Genomic DNA, 2,600 nt, shown 5'->3' on the forward strand with positions numbered 1-2,600 from the left:
TCCTCGACCATGCCGGGGAGCTGTGTACGTCCCTTGACGCCGCCGAAAGCGGACCCCTTCCAGACTCGGCCCGTAACGAGCTGGAATGGACGGGTGGAGATTTCTTCGCCCGCGCCAGCAACGCCAATCACGATCGACTGACCCCAGCCACGGTGCGCTGATTCAAGCGCGGCGCGCATGACGTGGACGTTGCCGATGCACTCGAAGGTATGATCGATGCCCCAGCCCGTCATCTCGATCAGCACTTGCTGGATGGGCTTGTCATGGTCCTTGGGGTTGATGCACTCGGTCGCACCGAACTGGCGTGCCAGCTCGAACTTGGACGGATTGGTGTCGATGGCGATGATGCGACCCGCCTTCGCCTGGCGCGCACCCTGAATCGCCGCGAGGCCGATGCCGCCGAGGCCGAACACGGCGACGGAGTCTCCGGGCTGGACCTTGGCGGTATTGTGGACTGCGCCGATGCCGGTCGTGACGCCGCAGCCGAGCAGGCAGACATGTTCGGGGTTTGCCTCGGGATTGATCTTGGCGAGCGAGACTTCGGCGACGACAGTATATTCACTGAAGGTTGAACAGCCCATGTAATGATAGAGGGGCTGACCATTGTACGAAAAGCGGGTGGTCCCATCGGGCATCAAGCCCTTGCCCTGCGTTTCGCGGACAGCGACGCACAGGTTGGTCTTGCCCGACAGGCAGAAGTCGCACTTGCCGCATTCGGCGGTGTAGAGCGGAATCACGTGATCGCCCGGCCCGACGCTGGTGACGCCTTCCCCGACCTCGACAACGATGCCCGCGCCCTCGTGGCCCAGAACCACCGGGAAAACACCCTCCGGATCACTCCCCGCCAGCGTGTACGCGTCGGTGTGGCACACACCGGTGTGCGTCACCCGTATGAGGACTTCGCCTTTCCGGGGTGGGGCGACATCGATCTCGACGATTTCGAGTGGCTTGCCCGCCTCGAAGGCTACAGCGGCGCGAGATTTCATGTTGGGATACCCTCGTTGAGTTAACCGATTGCTGGTGCGAGGCCGTTGCGTCAGCGCAAATTCGTGGGGGAGCGATCGCTCACTCCCCCGGTATGCCGGTCAGACCGTAACGACGACCTTGCCGATCTGGTCGTTCGATTCGAGGAAGCGGTGAGCGTCCTGGATGGCGTCGAGCGGGAAAGTGCGCGCGATCCGCGGCTTGAGCGCGCCCGATTCCAGACCCGCCACGATGAACGCCTTAGCGCGATCGAGGGCGGCATCGTCCGAGACGATCTCGCTGTAGAGATACCCCTTGAGCGTGAGGCTCTTGCCCAGCACGGAGAACAACGGGAACGGCGTCGGTTCGCCGCTGAGCGCGCCATATTCGAGCAGGATGCCGCCGCGTGCCATGCTCTCGGTCAGCGGCTCGAACGACGGGCCTCCGACCGGATCGAGCACCACGCGCGCACCCTGACCATCGGTTATCTCCATCACCCTCGCTACCAGATCCTCTTCCCCGGTTGCGACGACATGATGTGCACCGGCATCGATCAGGGCCTGGCGCTTGGCGCCGGTACGCGTCGTCGCGATTACCGTCGCGCCGACCATCCGCGCAATCTGGAAGGCAGCAAGGCCGACGCTGCTGGAGGCAGCAGTGACGATGACGAAATCGCCCTCGCCGAGTTTCGCCTGCTCCACCAGCGCACCCCAGGCGGTGACATACTGCATCCACACGGCCGCCGCTTCCTCGAACGACAGCGCCGCCGGATGCTTGACGACGAGGCGGGCGGGCACGTTGGCGACCTCGCCATAAGTGCCCCAGCGCGCGATATCGAGCGGGGGGATGACGCTGACGGCTTCGCCTTCCGCAAACCCGGTCACGTCCGCGCCGACCGTAACGACAGTGCCGGCAGCCTCATAGCCAAGGCGGCTCGGGAACTCGGCTTCCTGAAGGTAGGCATGGTTGCGGAACATCACCTCGGCGCGGTTTATGCCTATCGCCTTCACCGCGATCTGCACTTCGTCGGCCGCGGGCGCGGGGACGGCCACATCTTCAATCCTGAGGACGCTGGCGTCGCCATATTCGTGGATACGGACGATGCGGCTCATTGGAGATTCCTTGATTATTGAATGATCGTTCTGTAAGGGAGAAGACCACCCGTTTCAAGATATTATTTATCGATCGTTCCATATCATGCACCAGAGATGACAGAGACGAAAGCCCGTCGCCGCGCAGGTCGCCCTCGTGTGTTCGACACTGACGCTGCGCTCGACAAGGCGGTGCGGCTGTTCTGGCAGCGCGGCTACGAGGCGACATCGATGGCCGATCTGGTGGCGGAGACTGGCGTCGCCGCTGCCAGTCTCTATGCAGCGTTTGACAACAAGGCGGGGCTGTTTGCGGCGGTGATCGAGCGCTACGCCGCGACGTTCAGCGTCCACCTCTATGCACCCATCAACGATCCGGCGTTGTCCACCTACGAGGCCGTCAAAGGCCTGCTGGAACGAGCGGCGTCATCATTCTCGGAACCTGAAACGCCGGCCGGCTGCTTCATGTATTCGGCAGCGGCAGCCGTTTCGCCGGCGTCCGCCGCCATCGAATGCCTGCTGCGCGACAAGCGCATCGCGGCGGAGGCC

3 protein-coding genes are annotated in these 2,600 nt (G+C 63.5%); 1 reads left to right on the top strand and 2 read right to left on the bottom strand.

Annotated features, from left to right (window positions below; translation table 11 throughout):
• Together AX702_RS06920 and AX702_RS06925 are read right to left on the bottom strand one after the other, a co-directional pair.
• Positions 1 to 986 (bottom strand): S-(hydroxymethyl)glutathione dehydrogenase/class III alcohol dehydrogenase (locus AX702_RS06920; RefSeq protein ID WP_066777887.1); only part of this gene is annotated, 986 nt, incomplete at its 3' end.
• Positions 987 to 1,085: 99 nt separating this feature from the next.
• Positions 1,086 to 2,075, bottom strand: a complete 990-nt coding sequence (locus AX702_RS06925; RefSeq protein ID WP_009823890.1) for a zinc-dependent alcohol dehydrogenase family protein — start codon at positions 2,073 to 2,075, stop codon at positions 1,086 to 1,088.
• A gap of 96 nt (positions 2,076 to 2,171) precedes the next feature.
• Between AX702_RS06925 and AX702_RS06930 the strand changes: the two genes are divergently transcribed.
• A partial coding sequence (locus AX702_RS06930; RefSeq protein WP_066777890.1) for a TetR/AcrR family transcriptional regulator occupies positions 2,172 to 2,600 on the top strand: 429 nt, incomplete at its 3' end.

The sequence above is a fragment of the Sphingomonas sp. CCH5-D11 genome, from assembly GCF_001557395.1.
Taxonomy (GTDB): Bacteria; Pseudomonadota; Alphaproteobacteria; order Sphingomonadales; family Sphingomonadaceae; genus Sphingomonas.

Coding starts and splice junctions, on each gene's coding strand:
- AX702_RS06925 (WP_009823890.1), bottom strand. CDS start 2,075: ATGAGCCGCATCGTCCGTATCCACGAATATGGCGACGCCAGCGTCCTC.